Below are 20,924 nucleotides of genomic sequence, written 5' to 3' on the forward strand. Positions count from 1 at the left end.
ACGAAAACAAAGTGAGCATCCAAGAGCGGCAGAAGGTCTACGTGCCGTTCAGAGCAGAGCTTGAGCTCCAGGTGGGCGAGAACAGCGCAGAGGCATCAGTAGACCTGGTTGAAGGGAAAGTAGACTTCAGGATAGAACCCCTCCCGGAGGAGTACTTCATAACGAAGACGCGCGAAGTATTGGAGGAAGAGACCGGCGAGAAACCAAAGGGTATAGAGCTTGAGAAGGGGAAGAAGCTGAAAATTCACGGGAACACGGAGAGGTTCTCCTTTGAGGTGGTCTTTAACCCCTACACCGGCAGGCTCATACGGGTCGAGACCCTCATGAGTGATAAGGCTCTGGAAGAGCTCCTCAGCGAGCTTTATCAGGGAGGGGAAGTTCTGAACCTGGAGAAGGGCAAGAAGGTGGCCGTTGTCGACATACTCGCCTCCGGTGCGATGGTCGTCGTTTAGGTTGACCTGAGGAATGGAAAGGCGAATGAGGTAAAAAAGCTCCCATCTCCTGAGGCAGCGTCCTTAAAGGCCAAGACCATGATAGAGGCCAACTTCCCGGTTTCGGAGCTCTCAATGCACTCGTACCGTGTAGTGGAGCACAAGTACCTGAAGATTGAGCTCCAGGGGAAAGACGGAAGGGCCACCGTGAAGATCGACGGGGCCACTGGCGACATCCTGGATTACTACGTGGAAATCTCGGAAAAGAGGGCTGGAGAGCTCGTCCTTGAGAAGTACCCCGGGTTCAAGATAACTTCCGTGATGGGAAACGAGGATGAATACGCAGTCGAAGCTGAGGACGAGACCCACAGCGTTAAAGTGCGCCTGAGCAAGGATGGAAAACTCCTGGAGGAAGTGGACAGGGCCCTGAGGCGCTCCTTGGCGGAGAGACTGGCCGAGGAGAAGGCAAAGGAGATAGATCCCGAGGCGCGCGTCGAGTCGGTGGAGCTGCGCAATAACTGGACCGTCGAGTTCAGCGGGGTAGCCCGCGTGGGCAGGCTGGTTCTGGACAGGGCAACGGGTGAAGTCATCGACAAGGACGTGAGGATGACTGAGAGGGCCCTAGAGGAGGTGTACCACCGCCACTTAGGGGAGGAGTACGGGGAAGAGTCACCGCGGACGGAGAGGCTGACGCACTATAAGGAGGAGGGATACGTCCACATAAAGGTCTCAGGAAGCGACAGACTCTACTACGCAAGAATAGACACGCGCACTGGCAAGATACTCAGCGAGGACACGGCGCCGGTCAAAGGGCTGACTGCGAAGATAAAGCAGCTCCAGCTCGAAGGAAAATACAAGTAACATCTTTTGACCTATTTTTGTGTTTTTCTGTTTTGCACACTATTATTGAGGCTACTGTAAGTTTTGAGAGAGCTTCAACGGAAAAGAATTTATACATGGCCGTAAAAAACTCGCCGGTGAGAGAGATGTCCGGAAAGATAATCCACGATGGGATACACGGCAGTATGAAAATCGACGGTGTTATTCTTAACCTCGTTAAAACACCGGAGTTTCAGAGGCTGAGAAACATAAGACAGCTGGGCCTGGCTTATCTTGTCTACCCCGGCGCCAACCACACCCGCTTTGAGCACTCGCTCGGCGCGTGGAACGTTGCGAGGAGACTCTCAGGGGAGCTTGAGCTTGAGGAAGAGGACGCCATGGTTCTTGAGATAGCGGCCCTGCTCCACGATATCGGCCACGGGCCGTTCAGCCACACCTTCGAGAGTATCTACAAGAACTACACAAAGGAACACGATCATATGCGCCTTGGGCGGGACATAATCCTGGGGCGGATAGACATAACCGACGGCAACGGCGGTGGCAGGATACCCGACATCCTGAACGAATACGGCGTATCGCCGGAGGAGGTTGCGGAGCTAGTCTTCGGGAGGCACAGGAAGAAATACGTCGGACAGGCCCTCCACGGCGATGTGGACGTTGACCAAATTGATTACCTCATAAGGGACGCGCACTACACCGGGGTCGCCCACGGCATAATCGACCTTGAGAGGCTCCTCAAGGTGCTCACGATACACGACGGGGAGCTCATGGTGGAGGAAAAGGGGATAGAGGCTGTTGAGGGTATGATGGTGGCGCGCTCCCTCATGTACTCCCGCGTTTACTTCCACCACACGGTTAAGATAGCGGAGGGAATGCTCACCAGGGCCCTTGAATCGGCCCTTGAGCAGGACCACCTGTGGGACTTCTGGAAGATGATAGACTGCAGGGTTCTCGTCGAGCTGGAGGACCTTGAGGGCTATCCGGCGGAGATGGTAAGGAGAATAAAGTACCGCGACCTGTACAAGGCGGCGGTTCTTGCCGGGGCCGATGAGCTCTCCCAGGAGGAGAAGAGGGAGCTTCTGACAGCATATCGGAACGTCAAAAGGAGGCAGGAGATTGAGAGGGCGCTGGCCGATGCCGTTGGAGCAAAGGAAGGGGAAGTAATCCTTGAGTTCAGCATAGCGGACCTGATGCTGAGCGAACCCAGATTGAAGTCGACGGATATAGGCGTTCTCCTGGAAAACGGCGAGGTGCAGCCGCTGACGAGGGTAACACCGCTTGCCAACGCCCTCAAGAGGAGGCAGACGCCGAGGTGGGCCGTCCTCATAGCCTCTCCGGCGCAGTACGTCGAGGATGTTAGAAAAGCGTGGAGGAAGGTTTTATTCGGATGAAAAAAGGCCTAGATTCGACTTTCTCTCTTTAACTCTCTTTTTCAGTTCCTCAATCATCTCAACGAGCTCGTCCGCGTCTCGGATTTCCCTGAGGCTTTCCTTTGGGATGAGTGGGACTTCCGAGATTACCTCCGTCTTGGTCCTTTCGAGCACGAAGAGGCCATCTGTGTTTATTATCCTCCCGACCTCTGCCACCATCTCGGCCCTCTTAACCGTTGAGCGCGTCTTCTTCTCGTCTATTCCCGTTAGGATTGTGAACTCATTCTCCTTTGAAAGCGCGTTGAATGGGGCCTTCTTGACCTTGACGACGCCCATTCCAAGTCGCTCAAGTTTCTCGAAGACCTCCTTTTCCAGTGGCGTCTCCGGTTTTGAGCTCAGTTCCGCCTCCACATTAGCCTGGAGGACGTCTATCGGGCGGGCAAGGGGTTCGTTGAACAGCTCCTCCATTCTGATGGCGACGTCTATTGAGACCGCCTGTTCTCCGCGCTCGTAGTTTAGGATGCTCTTCCTAGAGACCCCTAGTATGGCCGCAAGCTCGCCGATGGAGTAGCCGTTCCTCTCGCGGAGCTCTCTTAGAAGCTCGCCATCAACCCTAACGTAGAAGCCCCCCCTCTCGGCGAATATCGCGGGGAGCTCTCCTTCCTGGAGAATGCTGTAGAGGGTCGCTGGATTGAGGGCGTAGATTCCAAAGCGCTCGTAAACAACCCCATCCTCAAGCTCCCCGTTTTTCGTCCTGAGGCCCACGATAAGGGGTGAGGCGTTGAAGACGCGGGAGAGGCGCTTCAGGTCGTTCGCCTGCTCCTCGTTTACGGTGTCGATGTTTAGGGACACCTTGACGAAGAGGAGAAGAAAGCGTCCGCTGGCCACGATATCGAAGCAACCGCCCCTCAGCTCTACGAGGGCAACTCTAAATCCCACCTTCTGGAATATATTGGATACGGCCCTGACCAGTCTTTCCCTCTCCATCAAGGTTAAATATGAAAAGGAACTTTTAAACTTAAGGTGCATGGAATGAGGCCCGTCGTGTTGGAAGGTACCAAAGTTGCCCTGTCTGTTCTCATGAGGGACGACATTCCGACGCTATGGAAGTGGTACAACGACAGGAAGGTTAGAAGGTACCTGCTCAAGCCCCACGAGGTTTTCTTCTACGAGGACGAACTCGAATGGTACGAGACCATTCGCAGAAACAAGGCACGCGAGAAGGTGTTCGCAATAGTCACGCGGGAACAGCGCCGTCTGGTCGGTCTCGTTGGACTGCACAACATCGACTCTCAGAGCAGGAATGCAGAGATAGGCTATTTCTTGGGCCCTGAACACTGGAGGAAGGGTTATGGAACGGAGGCCGTTGCCCTGGCCCTGAGCTATGCCTTCGAGTGGCTCAACCTGCGCAAGGTTTACGCCAGTGTCTACGAGACCAACAGGCCCTCCATAGCGATCCTTGAGAGCAACGGCTTCCTCAGGGCTGGAAGGCTGAGGAGGCACCACTACGTTCCCGGAGAAGGGTTCGTTGACGTCCTGATCTACGAGCGCTTCAGGGACGGTGAGGGTGTTGTGTGAGTACGTCTACAAAAACGGCCGAAAATGCCGGCTTAAACCCATTGAAGGCTCGAAATACTGCCCCCTCCACATCCCGTTTGAAGAAGGGGAGGAGCTCCTTAGTGATAAGCTTCGGGAAGTTAAGGAGAAAAACTTCCAGAGGAGATTGAAGGTGGGGCAGAGCTACTTCGAGGGTGTCTACCTCTACGATGCTGTAATCAGAGGATATAAAAGCAAGAAAATGCTGGTCTTTAAGGATTCGACTTTAAAGAGTCTTGTTTTAGACGGTTCTGAAGTTAAGGGACTTATACTCATTGGTTCCACCGTTGAGAGACTCATCGTCTACGGGACAACGCTGGAGGTGCTTCTGGTCAAGGACTCAAACGTCTTTGGCTTGAACGTTCTGCGTGTGGATTTTTCGGGGCACATATCAATTAGGGACTCCAGTGTGAAATACCTAATGGTGAACTCAACCCAGTTCAAGGGGACGGAAGAGGGCGAGGAAAGCTCCTACGGCGAGAGGAGTGTCACTGGGCTTATACTCATATCAAACCTCCGGGACGTGAGGAGGATAGGGCTCAACACTCGCTATCCTCTCCTGAGGAGAATTCTCGAAGAGCACGGGGTAAACGTCTCCAAGGAGGGGCGTAGGGCCGTTAAGGGCAGGGAGCTCGTGATTAGGGGGGTTTCCTTTAATGTTTCCCCGCGCTTCAAACGGCACGTCAGGCTCACAGTGGGCGGTTTCTCCGGCAGGCTGGTCCTTGAGGACCTGGACGTGTTTGGCCACGTTGAGATAGTGAAGAGCCACCTCCGCTCCCCGGAGTTTATCCACGTTGTTACCCAGGGGAACCTGGTTCTGAGGGGCTCTCACATAACCGTCGACTCAACGTGGGCGATGACGGTTCTCCCCAGCCTTCCGCTGGAGGTAGCAGTTGGTGGCTTCATGGTCGTCGAAAACTGCAGGTTCAACAATCCAAACGCGGAGGAGCTGTTTTACCGCCTGGCTAGGACGAGCTGGGAAAAGAGCGGGGACTTTGAGAGGGCGGACGAGTACTACTACCTTGAGATGCTGGCGAGGAGACGGGCCCGGCCCCATTCGCGGAGAAAGGGGATGAAAAGGCTCTTTGATCACTTGGAAGTTGCCTTCGAGTGGCTCTTTGCGGATGTGACGTGCAGGTACGGCACGGATTGGAAAAGGCCAATCATACTATGGCTGGCGGCGGTGAACATTATCTTCCCTCTCCTGTTCTGGGCCACAGGAAGCATCGTTGGACTATCAGGGAACATGAGCTTCATGGACTACGAGTACTTCAGCATCGTCACCGCGACTACCCTCGGTTACGGGGACTACCATCCCACTGGTGTAGGAAGGAGCATAGCCTCTCTTGAGGCCCTCTTTGGAACGTTCATGTGGGCGGTGTTCCTCACGGTTTTCGCCAGGAAGTACATGAGATGAGGGGAAGGTTTAAGCCATCTCCTCCAAACATTCTTCGGGGATAAAAATGGGAAAGGTAAGAGTAGGCTTTATAGTCAACCCAATAGCTGGAATGGGGGGCAAGGTGGCCCTCAAAGGAACGGACGGAGTCGTTGAGAAGGCCATAAAGAGGGGCGCAAGGCCCGTTGCCCCGGATGTGGCCCGCCTGTTCCTGAACGAGCTGAGTCACTTCGACGAATCGAAGGGCATGGAGTTCCTCACCGGTCCGGGCCCACTGGGGGAGGACTATCTCCAGGAGTTTGGTTTCCCCTTTGAGGTCATCAAACACAGAGAAATCAGTTACAGAGAGGTAGCGGGGGTTAAGATACCTGACACAACCTCGGAGGACACGAAGGAGCTCGCAAGCAAGATAACGGGAGAGGTTGACATTCTGGTCTTCGCGGGGGGAGACGGAACGGCCAGGGACGTTTATTCGGTCGTTGATAAGAGAATCCCGATCCTCGGAGTCCCCACTGGCGTTAAAATGTTCTCCGGAGTGTTTGCCGCGTCCCCTGAGAGCGCCGCCTTGCTCCTCGTTGAGTTCGCCCGTGGGAGGGCAAAGATTGAGGAAAGGGACGTGATGGACCTCGACGAGGAAGCCTTCAGGAGGGACGAGGTAAGGCCAAAGCACTACGGCAAGGCCCTCACCCCTGTGGTGGAACTTCTCATTCAGGGCGCCAAAGAGGCTCAGAGGGTGGACGAGGGCGAGATCCTTGAGGCCATAGCGGACGCCGTTACGGAGGAGATACTTGAAGAGGACGGAATATACTTCCTGGGTGCAGGCTCGACGGTAAAGAGGATAAAGGACCGCCTCGGTATAAACGGGACCCTTCTGGGTGTGGATGTCGTCGAGGTCAAAGACGGTGAAGCAAGGCTCCTTGTGAGGGACGCGGCGGAAAAGGATCTCCTCCGCCTCGTTGGCAGGAACCCGAAGATAGTGGTCACCGTGATAGGGGGTCTCAACTTCCTCTTCGGCAGGGGAAACCAGCAGTTCTCCGCGGAGGTTCTGCGTAGGATTCCAAAGGAGAACATCATCGTCGTGGCGGCCCCATCCAAGGTCGAGAAGGGTACCATAAGGGTTTACACTGGAGACAGGGAGGTGGATGAGAAGCTCAGGGGGTACATCCGCGTCCGCGTTAGCCCCTGGATGGAGAAGATGGTTAAGGTGCTCTAGCGGAATCCATTTATACCCCTTCCCCCTAAGAAGGTTGGTGAGCTCAATGCGGTACAGCGGAATGGCCGTCAAGATACTTGAAGGTGAAGAAGGAGAGGACGTTTTCTACGACCCGGCCTACCACGGGAGAACCCTCAAGGTCTTCGGAATGGACGGCTGGACTGAAAGGGTTATACTACCCCTCATGGAGCAATACAAGGAGAAGGGTTACTCCCTCGTTGTCTTCGACAGTGGGGGGAACTACCCTCGGAATGGCTTTGATACGGTTCTCGACGTTGAGGACGGAAAGCCCATGGGCCTCGACCCAATAAAGATGGCGGTGAAAGGGGCCTTTGACTCTTACAGCGCAGCAACGATAGTGGAAACCGCCTACGGCCTCGACACAACACTCACGGACAGACTCTACGCGGATATTCTCGAGGGTAAGGTGAAGAGCATGGATGATGCGCTGAAATCCAAGGCAAAGTACGCTGAGGTTATAGCCGAGAGCTACACACCGCTTGATGCCGCGCTCCACAGCGGAGAACCCCCAGAAATAAAGGGTAACGCCCTTGTGAACCTCGGGAACACGCACAGCCTGACAACAGCGGGAAACGCTTTTCTCGTCGTTGCGGCGGCGATTGAGAAGAGAAGGAAGACCGTCGTTGTGGTGGACGATGCAGCAGTCCTTGCCTACGGTTCCTCCGGAAGCGCGGCGATACCGATAATAACCCGACCGATGAGAGCCCGTGCGGCGATTCTGGGGACGGCCTACGCGGTTGACTCGGTAATGAACCTTGCAGGGCCAACGCTCGTCCTCTATCACGACCCGGATACCCAGGCGGTGGTCTACGATGCCAATGGCGTCCCGCCCGGTGACATGCGCAGGCACATCCTGAAAGAGGAGGGAGCCTTCATCTACCGCACGCCGGAGACAATCAACGTGGAGTTCGGAAAACTGCCAGAGGGAAAATCTAAGAAAATCTTTTAAGTGCTTGGATTAAATCCCAACGGGGGATAATATGGTTTACTACAGCCACGCGACAACTCCCGTGATATTCGGCGGCCTGCTTGTCCTCTATTACTTTTCAATACCCTTCGCCCTCATCATGTGGTACGGAAGATACCACGCGTACATCAAGAAGAGGAACTTTCGGCTGAAAAAGCTTGCGGCCTACCTATTAATAGCCGTTTTCGTGACGTCGTTCTCGGCCTACAAAGTAGCGGGTATCTACTTCAACATTCACTCCCCCACTGGAGGAACAACGTGCTACACTTCCTCCTGCGTCCTCTCCGCTCGTTCTCTATCCCAGTATCACATAAACACGACCGAGCTGGAGAAGCTCGGCTTGCCCAGGTTGGGCCCGATGGAAGTTTACATGGTCAGGGACAAGGGAACGGACACCGAAACCCTCATGCCAAAAACCATGGACTACGTGGCGATAGTGCGGCCACTGATCGTGGTTCCTGCCGCGAGGGTAGACGTGTACCATGCAGACGAAAGGGGGAGGCCCTGGAAGAAAAGCTTCACCATCGTGTGGCCCCTCCAGCCAGGTTCCGTTCTCACGGATAAGCTGAAGACAGAGTTCACAGTAATAATCGTCACTGGGGGAGGCAAAGGCGGGGGAGTCTGAGGTTTTAAACCTTTATCACCCTTCCCACGAACAGGGGCTCAACATTTTCCAGATTTGCTTTTAGGTATGCGTACTCATCGATTCCCGTGCAGTGACCTGCGTAGAGGGCTTTCACGTTCAGTTTTTTCAGTCCTTCAACGGCGTCTCTGAGGAGGCCCTCGTTGGCACCCCTGAGGTGGAAGCCCCCGATCAGCGCCCTTATCGGCTTTCCAGTTAACCTCACTGCATGTCCAGCGATGTTGAGGATTCCGCTGTGGCCGCAGCCTGTGATTACTGCTATCTCCTCCCCAAGATCGAGGATGAGAGCAATGTCATCCTTAACGGGGTCCCTAACCTCCCTTCCGTTTTTAACGAGGTATCCAACGGCCCTGTCCCAGGTTTTTCTCTCTACCTCTCCGGAGGAAATGAAACCTGGAAGGAACTCTTGGGGCCTCTCGCTCAAGTGGAAGACCGCCCCGAGGCTTTCAAGTTCTTCTCTCGTAAATGGGATTCCTATCTCCCTCCTCTTTGGAGTGAGGGCTATCCTCCTCGCGAAGATTTCAGGATGGGCATAGACGTCGAGCGGTTCGCTCCGTGCTTTGAGAAGCTCTGCCATTCCTCCCGTGTGATCGTAGTGGCCGTGTGTGAGGAACAGTGCGTCGATTGAGTCGGGGTTAACTCCGAGTTCTTGCATGTTGTTGAGGAGGACCTTCCCGTCCGTGCCCGTATCGACGAGAACCCTGTAGCCATTGTGCTCAATAAGGGCGGAGAAGCCGTGATAACCAATTAGACCCTTCCTCCAGCCGGCATGGTTTTCAAAAAGAATGGTAATGGCGGTCATCAGTAACCGCCCCATCCGCCTCTGCCGCTTCCCATTCCGCGGCCTCTTCCCATTCCACCGCCTCTGCCACGGCCCATTCCTCTTCCCATGCCTCTGCCGTATCCTCCTCCCATACCTGGCCCCATGCCGGGACCCATACCGCCGCCGGCTCCGGCGGCAGGTGGGAGCTCACCGCGCAGGAGGGCGTTTATAGCCTCCTTAACCGTCATTGACCCGGGAACGGTGAAGGTCCGTATTCCAGCTGCCTGGAGACCACCCAATGAGTTTGGGCCGAACTGGAGTGCTACCACGGTGTCCACGCCTGTGTTTATTATAAACTGAGCCGCCTGAATGCCGGCACCCCTGGCAGCCTGGCCCGCGGAGTTCTGGACCACCTGAACGTCAGTTATCTTCCCGTTTGGGTCTACCTCCACTATCGTGAAGGTTGGGGCCCTCGCAAAGGCACCCGCAATAACATCGTCAAGTCCCCCTCTATTGGTTGGAGCAAGTACTCTCACTTAAATCACCTCCGTGTGAGTTAGGGGGGCCTAAGTTAAAAGCCTTGTGCATATGCTCATTACACAAATATGTTCCAAAATGCTTAAAAAACGTCCCACCAACGTTACCCACGGAGGTGAGCCAATGCTCAAAGTTGATAACCTTCACGTTTCAGTTGAGGACAAGGAGATTCTCAAGGGAATTGGCCTCGAAGTGGGCAGTGGGGAGTTCCACGTGGTCATGGGGCCCAACGGCTCCGGAAAGTCAACCCTGAGTCTCACGATAGCGGGTCACCCCAAGTACGGGGTCACCGATGGAAAGATATTCTTTGAGGGTGAAGACATTACCGAACTCGGCCCGGACGAGAGGGCAAAGAAGGGAATCCTACTCGCGTTTCAGGTTCCGCCCGAAGTCGAAGGAGTGAAAACAATCGAGTTCCTCCAGCAGGTGCTCGTGGAGCTGAAGGGAATAGAACCCGCTGAAGCCTACGACCTCGTCGTTGGGAAGGCCAAGGAGCTCTGGTTCAAAGAGGAAGACCTGCACCGCTACGTAAACGTCGGCTTCTCCGGCGGTGAGAGGAAGAGGCTTGAACTCCTCCAGGCGCTCCTCATCGAGCCTAAGCTCCTAATCCTCGACGAACCGGACAGCGGCGTTGATGTTGACTCCCTCAGCATAATCAGCAGGAAGATAGAGGAGCTCCACCAGCGCGGGACGGCAATACTCCTCATCACCCACTACGGCAGGATACTCGGTCACTTAGACAGGGAGAAGCTCACTGTCCACGTCATGAAGGACGGCAGGATCGTTAAGACTGGCTCTGGCGAGCTAGTTGACCAGATCGACCGTGAAGGGTTCGCGAAGATATTCGAGGAGGTGGGAGCATGACCGAAACAATAACAATGGCCGATGCCAAGGCCATCATCGAGAACCAGATCGAGGAGCTGGCAAAGAGGAACAAAGAGCCGGAATGGATGACGAGGATAAGGTACAAAGCTCTGGAAGCCTTTGAGAGGGCACCCCACAAGGACCCGATCATAAGCGAGGAGCAGCTCCTCCACTTCATAGCCAAGCCCGAGATAGCAGGAATACCCGACCATATAGAAAGCCTCGACGATTTGCCCCCTGAGATGAAGGCCCTCCTCGACAGGCTCGGCATAAGCGAGGTGGAGCAGAAGTACATAGCCGGCCTGGCGGTTCAGACCGACACGGGCGTCATATACAACCAGTTCCTTCAGGAGTGGGCTAAGAAGGGCCTCATAGTTCTCCCGACAGAAGAGGCCGTTAGAAAGTACCCGGACATGGTGAAGCAGCACTTCCTCAAGCTCTTCCGCGGGGACGAGAGCAAGCTCGCGGCATATCACACAGCGGTTTGGAACGGTGGAATCTTCCTCTACGTGAAAGAAGGCCTCAAGGTCCCATTCCCGCTTCACCTGTTCTTCCTGATCCAGGAGAGTGCGCTGGCGCAGGCGCCGCACATAATCATCATAGCCGATAAGAACACCGAGTTCCACCTCATCGAAGGCTGTACGGCCCCGATACTCCTCAAGCACTCCCTCCACCTCGACATGACGGAAGCATACTTCCACGAGGGAGCCAAGGGGCAGCTCACAGTCCTCCAGAACTGGCCGGAGTACGTCCACACGAGGCCCATGACTAGGGCCAAGGTTGGAAAGAACGCGCGCTTCATCAACACGACGGTGACCCTCGGCTCAGGAAAGAGCAACATAGGCGACCCCCACTACTGGGTCGATGAGAACGGCCACGTCGAGCTGAACGGTATAATCCTCGGCCAGAAGGACTTCTACGTTGACCTCGGCGGCAGGATGTTCCTCCAGGGGCCGGGAGCGAGCGGAATCAACGCCAGCAAGAGCGTCATAATGGACGAGAGCAAGGTCATAACGAGGGGAATCATCGAGGCTGATGCTCCTAAGACTAAGGGCCACATAAGCTGTGACGCGCTCCTCATGAGCGATAAAGCGGTTATGGAGACCTATCCGGGACTTGTGAGCAGGGTAGATGATGCTGAACTGAGCCACGAGGCAGCGATCGGCAAGATACGGGAGGAGGAGCTGTTCTACCTCATGAGCCGCGGCCTGGACGAGGAAAAAGCTACACAGCTCATAGTCAAGGGCTTCCTCGACCCGATGCTCAAGGACATTCCGATGGAGTTCCTCGTCGAGATAAGGAAGATAATCGAGCTTGCCGTAAGCGGGGGCATGTGAGCCCCCTTCCGGTGTCTTTTATGTACCGCGAGAAGTACGACAGGATAGCGGGCTTTTACGAGCTTCTGGAAAGACCCTTAGACAGGTTCTTCAACCCGTTGAGGGAGAGGGCTGCTTCCATTGCCAGGGGGAGAACGCTTGAAATCGGAGTTGGCACGGGAAAGACGCTCAGGTACTACCCCAGGAACGTTGAGCTCTACGCCGTTGACGGCCTCGACGACGATCCTCTGAGAGAAACCCACAAGCTCTTGGGGGGCACTTCGATGTGGAAAAAGAAGAAAGGCACTACAGCGGCGTGGTCAGGCTCATAGTGGCCCGAAATAACGCCTTCTTGGACTTATGAAGCTCCAGAGGATGTAGAGCACCACGAGGGCTATAACGTAAGTGGCAGCCACTAGGAATAACTTGAAGAGTAAGTATAACATCAGGAGCAGGAAGATTAGGTCTATTATCCCGTAGAGACCAAAGCGGCTGAAGAAACTGCCGTAATAGGGAGGATACGCACCAGACCGTCCACCCCTACCCATGCCCCTTCCGAAACCGCGCGGCATTTTTAGCACCTCAAAGAGCTAAAATGGGAAAGAGTTCACCACCAGCCAAAGAACCTTGAAAGCCAGGTTCTCCTGCTGGGCTGGCCTGTCCATGGGCAGTAACCGAGCCTTGCTCCCCAGCCTCTTCCTCTGCCGAAGCCGCGTCCTCTTCCCCATCCGCGACCCCAGCCTCTTCCCCATCCGTATCCGGGGCCGAAACCGTAGCCGTAGGCCGGATAAGCAGGGTAGGCTGGGCCGTACACAGGAGTCACTGGCGTTGCTGGTGCAGCCGGCGTTGTCGGGGTGACCGGGGCTCCTGGGACGGGTGCCGTGAACTGAGCCGCTCCACCGCTCACAACGCTCTTTATCGCCTCCTCGACGGGAGTTCCAGGGGCAACCTGGTAGAGCCTTATGCCAGCTGCTTGTATAGCGCCGAGGGCGTTCGGGCCGACCTGCGGGGCGACTATCGCCTCAACGCCCTCGTTGATGAGGGCCTGCACGGCCATTGGGCCTGCTCCTCCACCGGCCATTGCTCCACTGTTCTGGATAACCTTCTCGCTGACGACGTTTCCGTTCTCGTCAACGTCCGCTATGTAAAATGCCGGTGCCCTCGCGAAGACCGGGGCGACCGTGTCCTCCCTGCCTCTTCCATTGGTTGGAACGGCGATCCTCATACCAACCACCTCCATTTTCTTCTTCATTATTTTGTGCATATGCACACCATTTAAAGTTTTCGGTGAGCCTAACCCACTGAAGAGGGGGGGTCGCTGGGATGTGAGTGTTTGGGTTAAATAATTTAATTTACTGTTAATTGTTTTATTTACACAAAATGTTTAAATTTTGATTTCAAACTATATCCTCGGTGGTTCGATGCGGAATGCTAAAACCTTGTTGCTCGTGGGGATTTTAGTCGGTACTCTCCTTGTTGCAGGCTGTATCAGCTCGGGGAACCACACAACCAAGAATTCAGTCGGAGAAAAACAGTTCACGGGCCAAACGGTCGTTGTCTGTTCTGGGGCAGGTCTAATGAAGCCGATGAACGAGCTGATAGGGATGTTTGAGAACGAGACTGGCGCTAAAGTCGAAGTGCACTACGGGGGAAGCAGTGAAATCTTTGGCATCCTCCAGACGACCTGTGGATGTGACGTCTTCGTTCCTGGGGCGTGGTACTACACCCAGCAGGCCGCTGAGAGGGGCTACATCCTTAACGACACAGTGCAGAACGTCACCTACCACATTCCGGTCATAGCCGTTCCAAAGGGCAACCCAAAGGGCATCCACTCCCTCAAAGACCTTGCTAAGCCCGGCGTCAGGGTAGTTCTCGGAGACCCAAAGGGGCCGGCAATAGGAAGAGTATCCCAGAAAATCCTCGAAAAGAACGGCCTGTGGGAGAAAGTGAAGCCAAACGTTGTGACGTTCACGCCAACGGTAAACCAGTTGCTCCTCTATATAGCTACGGGCCAGGCCGACGCGGCTATAATCTGGGAGGACATGACGACTTGGGCGCAGGCTAGAGGCAAGATCGAGGTCGTTGAGATACCCCCGGATCAGAACATCATCAAGACCATTCCAACTGCCGTAACCACCTGTGCAAGGAAGGACGGTCACATTGAGGTCGCCAAAGCCTTCAGCGAGTTCATAGCAAACCACACGGAGGTATGGGAAAAGTGGGGGTTCAAGCCATGGAAGGGCTGAACTTTAGAAATCTAACGATTTCGGTGGCATTCTTTTTTACATTTTTTCTCTTCTTGGCGATAGCGACGCTCTTCTTCCTACCAAAACCCGGGGATGTTGTTGAGGCCATAAAATCAGAGGAAATGCTCTACTCGCTCAAACTGTCCCTGATCACCGCTTCCCTCTCAACCGCTCTCGTTATTCTCATCGGGATACCGATAGGGTACGCCCTCTCACGTTTCGACTTTCTAGGAAAGAGCGCCGTCAAATCAATCCTTGACCTTCCGATGGCATTCCCGGAGCTCGTCCTCGGTCTCGCCCTGCTCCTCCTCTTTGGTAGAACTCCCATTGGAGAGGCCCTAAGCGATGTCGGAGTGAGGGTCGTCTTCACGAAGCTCGGCATAGTTGTTGCCCAGTTCTTCACGGCCCTGCCCTATGCAGTTAGGGTCATCTACACAGCGTTTGAAGGGATAAGCCCGCGCTACGAGCTCGTTGCGAGGAGCCTCGGTTACTCCGAGTTTGAGACCTTCAGGAAAGTTACACTCCCGATGGCAAAGAACGGCCTCCTCGCCTCGACTGTTATATCCTTCGCGCGCTCCATGGGTGCCTTTGGGGCCGTTCTGATCCTCGCGGGCGGGAGCTACATGAACACGGAGATACTGCCGGTCACGCTCTACCTGAACATCTCCTACGGCAACCTCGGCATGGCAATAACAAGCGGAATCGTCCTTGTCGTCGTGTCATTCATCGCGATACTCCTCACCGAGCGGCTGGAGGGTGGTGAGAATGGCGCTGTTAGAGGTTGAGAACCTCAGCATCGACCTCGGGGAGTTTCACCTCAGGGACGTTTCGCTCTCAGTCGCTGATAACGACTACCTGACCATCATAGGGCCGACGGGGGCAGGAAAATCCGTCCTGCTCGAGGCAATAGCTGGCTTTTACCCGCTCCCAAAGGGGCGAGTTATACTTAAGGGCAGGGACATAACAGGGGAGCCGCCGGAGAAGAGGGGGATGAGCATCGTCTACCAAGACTACGTCCTATTCCCACACATGACGGTGTTTGAAAACATAGCATTTGGCCTCAGGAAGAGGGGACTCTCCAGCGCGGAAATCGAGAGGGAGGTAAGGCACATAGCTGAGGAGCTCCATATAGACCACCTGCTCCACAGGAAGCCGGGGACGCTTAGCGGCGGGGAGCAACAGAGAACTGCCCTCGCGAGGGCTCTCGTCGTCAGGCCCAGGGTTCTCCTCATGGACGAGCCGTTCTCGGCCCTTGATGCCAAAACGCGTGAGAAGCTCCGCTCCCTTGTGAAGGCCGTCATAGCAGAGTATGGAACGACGGTTCTCCATGTCACCCATGACTTCGAGGACGTCTTTGCCCTGGCGAAGCACGTGGCGGTCATGAAGGACGGAAGGATCGTCCAGTTCGGAACACCAGAAGAGGTCTTCTCAAGGCCCGCTGGCGAGTTCATAGCAGACTTTGTCAGAACCAACCTACTCCGGGGGGAGGCCATTAGAAGGGAGGACGGACTTACTTCAATCAGGGTTGGAAACGTCATCCTCCGCACCATTGACGATGCAGAGGGGGAAGTAACGCTTTCCCTCAGGCCGGAAGATATAATACTGGCAAGGGAGCCCGCTGAGTGCTCCGCCCGGAACATCGTTCCTGTTCTCGTTAGATCAATGGAACGGCGCGGTCACCTCATCTGGCTTGACCTCTCCTCCGATGAAATATCCCTCCGCGCAGTCATAACGCCGAACGCGGCCGAGCTCCTCAATATAAAGCCTGGTGAGGGGTTCTACGCCATGTTCAAAGCGGGTGCCCTGAGGGTGATAAAATGAACCCAGCGAGGCTGTTTGAACTCTACCTTGATGAGGACTGCCCTTACTTTGATGAGACATGTGAACTCCTGGGAATTGAGGGAAAAGGAACCATGGAGGTAATCTCCAGGGAGAAAGGAATAGCCACCTGCACGGAGGAGCTCTCCTCCTTTCTCTCTTCCCTCGGCCTGAACGTTCGATTCCTACCAAGTGGAAGCGAATTTGATACGGGCTCAACGCTCCTTCAAGCGGAAGGTGACTTGAAGACACTCTTCAAGGTCTGGCGGGTTTCCCAGACCTTTCTTTCAATAACCTGCGCAATAGCAACAGAAACGAGGAAGCTCGTTGAGAAAGCCAGAAAAGTGAACCCGGACGTTATCATAGCCACGACGCGGAAAGCCCACCCTGGGATGCGGTACTTCGAGATTAAGGCCGTTAGGATTGGCGGCGGGGAAGTCCACAGGAACTCGCTCAGCGACTCGGTACTCATAACCCAGAACCATCTTCAAGTTGTTAGCCCGCTTGGAAAACTCAAATCCATGAAGAAGATTGAAATCGAGCCGAGAACCGCGGAGGAGGCCGTGAAGTACTCCGCGGTTGCAGACCTTCTCCTTCTCGACCACTTCACGCTCGATGAGCTTGAGGCTCTCGTCCCAAGGCTTAGAAAGCTGAACCCAAAGCTTGAGATAGCCGTTGCAGGAGACATAAACGAAGAAAACGTAGCGGAATACGCCCGCCTTGCGGACGTTATCATCACAAGCGCGCCCTACTATTCGAGGCCACTGGATTTAACGACAAGGATAGAAAAGGCAGACTCGGTTTGTTCCTCTTTTAATTCTGACCCTTAAGCTGCTGACCCGCTGCATCTTTCTCACCAAAAAGTTTATATAATCAGAATTTTCAGAAAAATATGATTTGTATGAACAAACATGCCAGAGGTGAACCGGATGAAGAGGAGTTCTGAAAAGACTTTTGGGTTTGACCATTTTAGGCGTTTTACTAAAACACTCCTTGATCCTGAAAAAGCTCTTAGAGAGATTGGGCTCAAAAAAGGTGACACCCTGCTGGATGCCGGATGTGGGGAGGGAAGCTTTTCTATTCCCGCCGCACAGATTGTTGGAGACAGCGGTAAGGTATACGCCGTGGATGTTTCCGAGGAAGCAATAAATACCCTCAAAAAAGAGGCCAGGAAGAAGGGTATTAAAAATATTGAAGCATTCGCCGGGGATATAACTAAAAGGCTGCCCATAGAGGACGGAAGTATCGATGTGTGTATGATGGCAAACATCCTGCACGGGCTTGTTGCAGCCAAAAAGGCTGAGAGCACATTAAAAGAGGTATTTAGAGTGCTGGCACCCAGCGGCATTCTTGCTGTAGTCGATTTTAAAAAAGTTGATGACCCACCGGGCCCACCAAAGTCCATTAGAATGACACCTGAGGAAGTTGAGGGGATTATCAGCAGATACGGGTTTGAAAAGGAGAGAGTTGCTGAGGTTGGAAAATATCATTATGCAGTCGTATTCAAAAAACTGCATTGAACGGAATCGGATAAACTGATGGGCAAATATCAGGGGGGTTAATATGATTGAGATTCAGAAGGGTAAATACATATTTGGAACCGTCAAGGTCGGGCAGAGGGGCCAGGTAGTCATCCCAAAGGAAGCTAGAGAGGTTTTCAACATAAAAACGGGCGATTTGCTCCTCGTTGTTGGGGACGAAGCAAAGGGTCTTGCGCTTGTGAAGGCAGAATCTATGAAAAAGCTCGCCCTAAGCATACTCAATGAACTCGGAGGAGATAAGGATGAATGAGGCAAAGCCCGAACCAAATTGGGCATTTAAGATGATAGAACTCATCCATGACAACCCTTTGATGAGAAGACTGAGGAACCCTTATCGAATGCTCAAGGACGCAGGACTTGAAAAAGGTATGAAAGTTCTCGAAGTGGGTTGTGGGCCCGGTGTCTTCACAATTCCCGCCGCGGAACTCGTTGGAGAAAACGGCGTTGTTTACGCGATTGATATACATCCCAGGGCTATTGAGAAGGTACGAGAGAAAGCACAAAGAGCGGGTGCTAAGAACGTGATCCCGATATTGGCAAACGCAGCTAAAACAGGCCTACCAGATGAGAGCATCGACCTAGCTTTTGTATTCGGATTGAAGCATGCTGCCGGTGGTCTTGAGTCTATAATTCGCGAGATTCACCGTGTTCTGAAGCCCGGTGGGATCTTAGCCTATGAGACTCGCAGTTCAAAGATAAAAACCCTCATAAAAAAATTAGGCTTTGAGTTCCTCGAAAAGAAAGGGAATATTTTAAGATTTAGAAAGCTGTGAAAAAATCAGAAAGGTGTTCCCAAGGCCAGAGCAACTATCCTTCCGATGATCCCAGCCCATATCATCCCGTAGGCAAAGGCAGTTACCTCGATTATCAGCGCCCTCTTGAGGCCGAACTCTCTGGCGAGCATCGAGAAGGCTATTATGCACGGCACTTGGAAGGTCGATGCCAAGCCAAATGTGAACAGCTGGATGTTGCTCATGACCGCTGAGAAGTTCGTCGTTCCGAGGACGTTGGCGAGCATTGCAGGAACCAAATCCTTCTGGAGGAAGCCGTATATCAGGGGCACTATCGTTTCCGCCGGGATGTGGAGCCATCCCTCTGTCAGCGGCCTGAAGGGCCCGATTAAGGGCTGGACGAGGTTCAGGTAGAGAAGCCCACCGTAGGCCATTCCTCCCGCTATCAGCAGGGGAATGACTATGTAAACGAAGTCCTGCATCCTTATCCACGCCTTCAAGGTGATGTTCTTGAGTAGAGGTCTCCTATACGGCGGTAGCTCTTCCACCATCGGAATTCTCTCAGGGGGTATGACGACGTTGAGGAGCTTGGCCGTTATGACGAAGACGATGAACGACGCTACGTAGATGCCTATCGCGTAGGCCGCCCCTGCGTAGTGACCGACGACGCCGAAGATAATCCCGGAACGGGACGAGCAGGGAACGGTCATGTAGATGATTGCAACCTTGAGCCTATCCCTGAACTCAGGCAGAACCCTCGTGGCGCGTATCGCCGGAACGGTGCAACCGAATCCGAGCATTATGGGTATAACCGACTTTCCTGGAAGGCCGAGCTTGTCCATGAGCTTGTTGAGGACGACTATAAACCTCGACAATATTCCACTGTCTTCAAGGAACGCGAGGATGAAGTAGAAGATGAATATGTACGGCACTGCAACGCTTATCCCCGCGGCGAGCCCCGTGAAGCTGTTCTCAACGAGGAGCCTCACGAGGTAGTTCTGGCTTTGAAGCCAGGGTGTGAGCGAGTTGAGTATTGAATCAAACCATCCCCCAAGGATGTCCTGAAACCAGCCTCCGAGATAAAGGAGGGCCGCGAAGATGCCAGTAAAGACTGCGAGGGTGAAGATTATACTCCCAACGGGGTTGTTTATTATAAGGTTGTCCAGCCAGTTCAGGCGCCAGCCGTGGGAGACTATCCTCTGGACCCCTCTCGCTATCAAACTTGCATAACCCGCGCGGGTGACCATTATGTCGGTCTCTACCTTCGGGTGCTCCTTCCTGTGCCTCTCCCTGATTTCGTCGAGGCCCTTAAACCCAAAGAGCTCCCTGGCAACGGGGTCGTTCTCGACCAGCTTTGCAGCCACTCCGCGCTTCAAGAGCCTTCCAGTATCGCCGAGCCTCGCTTCAACTTCTCCAATGACCTCCTCGATGTGGTCATCGTAGGTGACCTTTACTTTTCCTTTTCTGGCCTCTCCAAGGCGGTTCACGAGCTCGTCGAGCTTCCCCTTGACGGGGTTTATTCTGACGACTGGAACGCCAAGCTTTTCCTCGAGACGGCGACTGTTTATGATGATCCCCCTAGCCTCGGCCTCCTCCCAGAAGTTGAGGGTCAGAATCATTGGAACGCCCAGCTCGGCCAGCTGGAGCGTCATTATGAGGCTTCTCTCAAGGGAGGTTGCATCAACCACCTGGATGACGAAGTCGTAATCACCCTCGAGAACCATTCTGTCGGTTACCTTCTCCTCCTCGCTCGAGGGCGAAAGGCTGTAAGCGCCAGGCGTGTCGAGGAAGACGTACTTCTCGCCGTTTATCACCGCTTTACCGGAGCTGACCTCAACCGTCGTCCCAGGATAGTTTGAGACTATCACCTTAGCACCGGTGAGAGCGTTGAGCAGGCTCGACTTTCCCACGTTAGGCTGGCCTACTAGCAGTACCTTCATCTCTCCTCACCCCAAAGAGCCTTTTTGAGAGCTCTCCGTCTATTATGACAAGTCTACCGTTCACTTCCAAGATTATAGCGTCCTTCCTCTTCCGGATTATTCTGAAAACGCTCCCAGGGCTGAGTCCAACGCCGAGTAGTCTAGCTATGACCTTTGGGTTCTCCACGTTCATGCTGACGAGGACGTGCTCCTCTCCCTCCGGGAGCTCCTCAAGGGGCCTCGCGCTCTCGGCTCTCTGAAGGTAGCTCACCCTGTCCCCCATGTGCTCAAAGACGTGCGCCGTCCCGTGCCCAAAGAGCCTCTCGACGGTTTTGTGGTAGTTGTATATGACCTCTGCGGTCTTTTCACCTTTATCTGTCAGAAGTATCTGCCCGTCCCTGAAGTTCGCAAGGCCGAGCTCCTCCATCTCCTTAACTGCACTCTTAACGTCTTCCTCACCGACCTTGCTGTCCTCCATGACATCCCTGACCTTGGGAGGTTCTCCCTTTTCCTTGGCCAGCCTGAGGATGTCCTCGATGAGAAGCCGTTTCCACTCTGGCATGCCACCACCTGTTAGGTTATCCTAATTTTCCCCTTATTAACCTTTGCCCACTTTCTTTAACTTTTTACCCAAAACTGTTCCGTAAAGTTTAAGGTTGGTATTAAACTACCCAGGAACGGGAATTAGGTTAGACTAACCTAACGGGGGTGA

25 protein-coding genes are annotated in these 20,924 nt (G+C 54.1%); 18 read left to right on the forward strand and 7 right to left on the reverse strand.

What is annotated here, in order from left to right; genetic code table 11:
* The first annotated feature begins 11 nt into the window (after nt 1-11).
* The 3 genes from E3E29_RS02840 to E3E29_RS02850 all read left to right on the forward strand — a co-directional run bounded on the left by E3E29_RS02840 (nt 12) and on the right by E3E29_RS02850 (nt 2,662).
* Complete coding sequence (locus E3E29_RS02840) at nt 12-452, forward strand: hypothetical protein (protein ID WP_167909395.1); 441 nt, start codon at nt 12-14, stop codon at nt 450-452.
* A gap of 78 nt (nt 453-530) precedes the next feature.
* Complete coding sequence (locus tag E3E29_RS02845) at nt 531-1,292, forward strand: hypothetical protein (protein ID WP_167909396.1); 762 nt, start codon at nt 531-533, stop codon at nt 1,290-1,292.
* A 125-nt stretch (nt 1,293-1,417) separates the two neighbouring features.
* On the forward strand, nt 1,418-2,662 hold the full coding sequence (locus tag E3E29_RS02850) for an HD domain-containing protein (protein ID WP_167909840.1): 1,245 nt from the start codon (nt 1,418-1,420) through the stop codon (nt 2,660-2,662).
* Here E3E29_RS02850 and E3E29_RS02855 read toward each other — a convergent pair.
* A complete protein-coding gene (locus E3E29_RS02855) occupies nt 2,651-3,628 on the reverse strand; it encodes a transcriptional regulator (protein WP_167909397.1) in 978 nt (325 codons plus the stop codon). The genes E3E29_RS02850 and E3E29_RS02855 overlap by 12 nt on opposite strands.
* A gap of 45 nt (nt 3,629-3,673) precedes the next feature.
* Here E3E29_RS02855 and E3E29_RS02860 point away from each other — a divergent pair, with 45 nt between their 5' ends.
* The 5 genes from E3E29_RS02860 to E3E29_RS02880 are packed head-to-tail and all read left to right on the forward strand — an operon-like array spanning nt 3,674 to nt 8,459.
* Complete coding sequence (locus tag E3E29_RS02860; RefSeq protein WP_167909398.1) at nt 3,674-4,219, forward strand: GNAT family N-acetyltransferase; 546 nt, start codon at nt 3,674-3,676, stop codon at nt 4,217-4,219.
* Nucleotides 4,209-5,654, forward strand: coding sequence for a potassium channel family protein (locus E3E29_RS02865; RefSeq protein ID WP_342764673.1), 1,446 nt, complete (start codon nt 4,209-4,211; stop codon nt 5,652-5,654). The genes E3E29_RS02860 and E3E29_RS02865 overlap by 11 nt, the downstream gene beginning before the upstream one ends.
* A 46-nt stretch (nt 5,655-5,700) precedes the next feature.
* Nucleotides 5,701-6,846, forward strand: coding sequence for an ATP-NAD kinase family protein (locus E3E29_RS02870; RefSeq protein WP_167909400.1), 1,146 nt, complete (start codon nt 5,701-5,703; stop codon nt 6,844-6,846).
* Between the two features lie 46 nt (nt 6,847-6,892).
* Nucleotides 6,893-7,816 (forward strand): hypothetical protein, encoded by a 924-nt coding sequence (locus E3E29_RS02875; RefSeq protein WP_167909841.1) that lies wholly within the window; start codon nt 6,893-6,895, stop codon nt 7,814-7,816.
* Nucleotides 7,817-7,847: 31 nt separating this feature from the next.
* Nucleotides 7,848-8,459, forward strand: a complete 612-nt coding sequence (locus E3E29_RS02880; RefSeq protein WP_167909401.1) for a hypothetical protein — start codon at nt 7,848-7,850, stop codon at nt 8,457-8,459.
* A 4-nt stretch (nt 8,460-8,463) separates the two neighbouring features.
* Here the strand turns inward: E3E29_RS02880 and E3E29_RS02885 are convergent, their stop codons facing one another.
* On the reverse strand, nt 8,464-9,279 hold the full coding sequence (locus E3E29_RS02885; protein WP_167909402.1) for an MBL fold metallo-hydrolase: 816 nt from the start codon (nt 9,277-9,279) through the stop codon (nt 8,464-8,466).
* Nucleotides 9,279-9,776 (reverse strand): NifB/NifX family molybdenum-iron cluster-binding protein, encoded by a 498-nt coding sequence (locus E3E29_RS02890; protein WP_167909403.1) that lies wholly within the window; start codon nt 9,774-9,776, stop codon nt 9,279-9,281. The genes E3E29_RS02885 and E3E29_RS02890 overlap by 1 nt, the downstream gene beginning before the upstream one ends.
* A gap of 124 nt (nt 9,777-9,900) precedes the next feature.
* Here E3E29_RS02890 and sufC point away from each other — a divergent pair, with 124 nt between their 5' ends.
* From sufC to E3E29_RS02905, 3 genes are read left to right on the forward strand one after another with little or no spacing between them, the layout of a single operon-like run.
* On the forward strand, nt 9,901-10,641 hold the full coding sequence (sufC, locus tag E3E29_RS02895; protein ID WP_167909404.1) for a Fe-S cluster assembly ATPase SufC: 741 nt from the start codon (nt 9,901-9,903) through the stop codon (nt 10,639-10,641).
* A complete protein-coding gene (gene sufB / locus E3E29_RS02900) occupies nt 10,638-11,978 on the forward strand; it encodes a Fe-S cluster assembly protein SufB (protein ID WP_167909405.1) in 1,341 nt (446 codons plus the stop codon). Before sufC ends, sufB begins: the two co-directional genes overlap by 4 nt.
* Before the next feature lie 20 nt (nt 11,979-11,998).
* Nucleotides 11,999-12,289: a hypothetical protein gene (locus tag E3E29_RS02905; RefSeq protein ID WP_240922734.1), complete on the forward strand. Its 291-nt coding sequence runs from the start codon at nt 11,999-12,001 to the stop codon at nt 12,287-12,289.
* On the opposite strand, the gene E3E29_RS02910 is transcribed toward E3E29_RS02905, so the two are convergent.
* Both E3E29_RS02910 and E3E29_RS02915 read right to left on the reverse strand, forming a co-directional pair.
* The gene (locus E3E29_RS02910; RefSeq protein WP_167909406.1) at nt 12,284-12,529 is read right to left on the reverse strand and encodes a hypothetical protein; all 246 of its coding nucleotides are present in this window, start codon (nt 12,527-12,529) and stop codon (nt 12,284-12,286) included. The two genes, E3E29_RS02905 and E3E29_RS02910, sit on opposite strands and share 6 nt — an antisense overlap.
* 35 nt (nt 12,530-12,564) lie before the next feature.
* On the reverse strand, nt 12,565-13,182 hold the full coding sequence (locus E3E29_RS02915) for a NifB/NifX family molybdenum-iron cluster-binding protein (protein ID WP_167909842.1): 618 nt from the start codon (nt 13,180-13,182) through the stop codon (nt 12,565-12,567).
* Between the two features lie 196 nt (nt 13,183-13,378).
* Between E3E29_RS02915 and modA the strand changes: the two genes are divergently transcribed.
* The 7 genes from modA to E3E29_RS02950 all read left to right on the forward strand — a co-directional run bounded on the left by modA (nt 13,379) and on the right by E3E29_RS02950 (nt 18,335).
* Nucleotides 13,379-14,203 (forward strand): molybdate ABC transporter substrate-binding protein, encoded by an 825-nt coding sequence (gene modA, locus E3E29_RS02920; protein WP_167909407.1) that lies wholly within the window; start codon nt 13,379-13,381, stop codon nt 14,201-14,203.
* Nucleotides 14,191-14,988, forward strand: a complete 798-nt coding sequence (locus E3E29_RS02925; protein ID WP_167909408.1) for an ABC transporter permease — start codon at nt 14,191-14,193, stop codon at nt 14,986-14,988. Before modA ends, E3E29_RS02925 begins: the two co-directional genes overlap by 13 nt.
* Nucleotides 14,969-16,024 (forward strand): ATP-binding cassette domain-containing protein, encoded by a 1,056-nt coding sequence (locus tag E3E29_RS02930; protein ID WP_167909409.1) that lies wholly within the window; start codon nt 14,969-14,971, stop codon nt 16,022-16,024. Before E3E29_RS02925 ends, E3E29_RS02930 begins: the two co-directional genes overlap by 20 nt.
* Nucleotides 16,021-16,851: a nicotinate-nucleotide pyrophosphorylase gene (locus tag E3E29_RS02935; RefSeq protein ID WP_167909410.1), complete on the forward strand. Its 831-nt coding sequence runs from the start codon at nt 16,021-16,023 to the stop codon at nt 16,849-16,851. The genes E3E29_RS02930 and E3E29_RS02935 overlap by 4 nt, the downstream gene beginning before the upstream one ends.
* A gap of 99 nt (nt 16,852-16,950) precedes the next feature.
* Nucleotides 16,951-17,541, forward strand: a complete 591-nt coding sequence (locus E3E29_RS02940; RefSeq protein ID WP_167909411.1) for a class I SAM-dependent methyltransferase — start codon at nt 16,951-16,953, stop codon at nt 17,539-17,541.
* A 43-nt stretch (nt 17,542-17,584) separates the two neighbouring features.
* On the forward strand, nt 17,585-17,812 hold the full coding sequence (locus E3E29_RS02945; RefSeq protein WP_167909412.1) for an AbrB/MazE/SpoVT family DNA-binding domain-containing protein: 228 nt from the start codon (nt 17,585-17,587) through the stop codon (nt 17,810-17,812).
* The gene (locus tag E3E29_RS02950; protein ID WP_167909413.1) at nt 17,805-18,335 is read left to right on the forward strand and encodes a class I SAM-dependent methyltransferase; all 531 of its coding nucleotides are present in this window, start codon (nt 17,805-17,807) and stop codon (nt 18,333-18,335) included. The genes E3E29_RS02945 and E3E29_RS02950 overlap by 8 nt, the downstream gene beginning before the upstream one ends.
* Before the next feature lie 5 nt (nt 18,336-18,340).
* Here the strand turns inward: E3E29_RS02950 and feoB are convergent, their stop codons facing one another.
* Nucleotides 18,341-20,233 (reverse strand): ferrous iron transport protein B, encoded by a 1,893-nt coding sequence (gene feoB, locus E3E29_RS02955; protein ID WP_167909414.1) that lies wholly within the window; start codon nt 20,231-20,233, stop codon nt 18,341-18,343.
* The gene (locus E3E29_RS02960; protein ID WP_167909415.1) at nt 20,205-20,774 is read right to left on the reverse strand and encodes a FeoA domain-containing protein; all 570 of its coding nucleotides are present in this window, start codon (nt 20,772-20,774) and stop codon (nt 20,205-20,207) included. Before E3E29_RS02960 ends, feoB begins: the two co-directional genes overlap by 29 nt.
* Nucleotides 20,775-20,924: the final 150 nt, after the last annotated feature.

Origin of the sequence: Thermococcus sp. Bubb.Bath, assembly GCF_012027595.1 — an archaeon.
GTDB lineage: Archaea > Methanobacteriota_B > Thermococci > Thermococcales > Thermococcaceae > Thermococcus.

Bases quoted from the DNA above. Each gene is read 5' to 3' on its own strand.
- E3E29_RS02885 (WP_167909402.1), bottom strand. From the start codon at position 9,279: ATGACCGCCATTACCATTCTTTTTGAAAACCATGCCGGCTGGAGGAAG.
- E3E29_RS02910 (WP_167909406.1), bottom strand. From the start codon at position 12,529: ATGCCGCGCGGTTTCGGAAGGGGCATGGGTAGGGGTGGACGGTCTGGT.
- sufB (WP_167909405.1), top strand. From the start codon at position 10,638: ATGACCGAAACAATAACAATGGCCGATGCCAAGGCCATCATCGAGAAC.
- E3E29_RS02940 (WP_167909411.1), top strand. From the start codon at position 16,951: ATGAAGAGGAGTTCTGAAAAGACTTTTGGGTTTGACCATTTTAGGCGT.
- E3E29_RS02915 (WP_167909842.1), bottom strand. From the start codon at position 13,182: ATGAGGATCGCCGTTCCAACCAATGGAAGAGGCAGGGAGGACACGGTC.
- E3E29_RS02870 (WP_167909400.1), top strand. From the start codon at position 5,701: ATGGGAAAGGTAAGAGTAGGCTTTATAGTCAACCCAATAGCTGGAATG.
- E3E29_RS02930 (WP_167909409.1), top strand. From the start codon at position 14,969: ATGGCGCTGTTAGAGGTTGAGAACCTCAGCATCGACCTCGGGGAGTTT.
- E3E29_RS02855 (WP_167909397.1), bottom strand. From the start codon at position 3,628: ATGGAGAGGGAAAGACTGGTCAGGGCCGTATCCAATATATTCCAGAAG.
- E3E29_RS02945 (WP_167909412.1), top strand. From the start codon at position 17,585: ATGATTGAGATTCAGAAGGGTAAATACATATTTGGAACCGTCAAGGTC.
- E3E29_RS02960 (WP_167909415.1), bottom strand. From the start codon at position 20,774: ATGCCAGAGTGGAAACGGCTTCTCATCGAGGACATCCTCAGGCTGGCC.
- E3E29_RS02875 (WP_167909841.1), top strand. From the start codon at position 6,893: ATGCGGTACAGCGGAATGGCCGTCAAGATACTTGAAGGTGAAGAAGGA.
- E3E29_RS02905 (WP_240922734.1), top strand. From the start codon at position 11,999: ATGTACCGCGAGAAGTACGACAGGATAGCGGGCTTTTACGAGCTTCTG.
- E3E29_RS02860 (WP_167909398.1), top strand. From the start codon at position 3,674: ATGAGGCCCGTCGTGTTGGAAGGTACCAAAGTTGCCCTGTCTGTTCTC.
- E3E29_RS02925 (WP_167909408.1), top strand. From the start codon at position 14,191: ATGGAAGGGCTGAACTTTAGAAATCTAACGATTTCGGTGGCATTCTTT.
- E3E29_RS02935 (WP_167909410.1), top strand. From the start codon at position 16,021: ATGAACCCAGCGAGGCTGTTTGAACTCTACCTTGATGAGGACTGCCCT.
- modA (WP_167909407.1), top strand. From the start codon at position 13,379: ATGCGGAATGCTAAAACCTTGTTGCTCGTGGGGATTTTAGTCGGTACT.
- E3E29_RS02880 (WP_167909401.1), top strand. From the start codon at position 7,848: ATGGTTTACTACAGCCACGCGACAACTCCCGTGATATTCGGCGGCCTG.
- E3E29_RS02850 (WP_167909840.1), top strand. From the start codon at position 1,418: ATGTCCGGAAAGATAATCCACGATGGGATACACGGCAGTATGAAAATC.
- feoB (WP_167909414.1), bottom strand. From the start codon at position 20,233: ATGAAGGTACTGCTAGTAGGCCAGCCTAACGTGGGAAAGTCGAGCCTG.
- E3E29_RS02845 (WP_167909396.1), top strand. From the start codon at position 531: ATGATAGAGGCCAACTTCCCGGTTTCGGAGCTCTCAATGCACTCGTAC.
- sufC (WP_167909404.1), top strand. From the start codon at position 9,901: ATGCTCAAAGTTGATAACCTTCACGTTTCAGTTGAGGACAAGGAGATT.
- E3E29_RS02950 (WP_167909413.1), top strand. From the start codon at position 17,805: ATGAATGAGGCAAAGCCCGAACCAAATTGGGCATTTAAGATGATAGAA.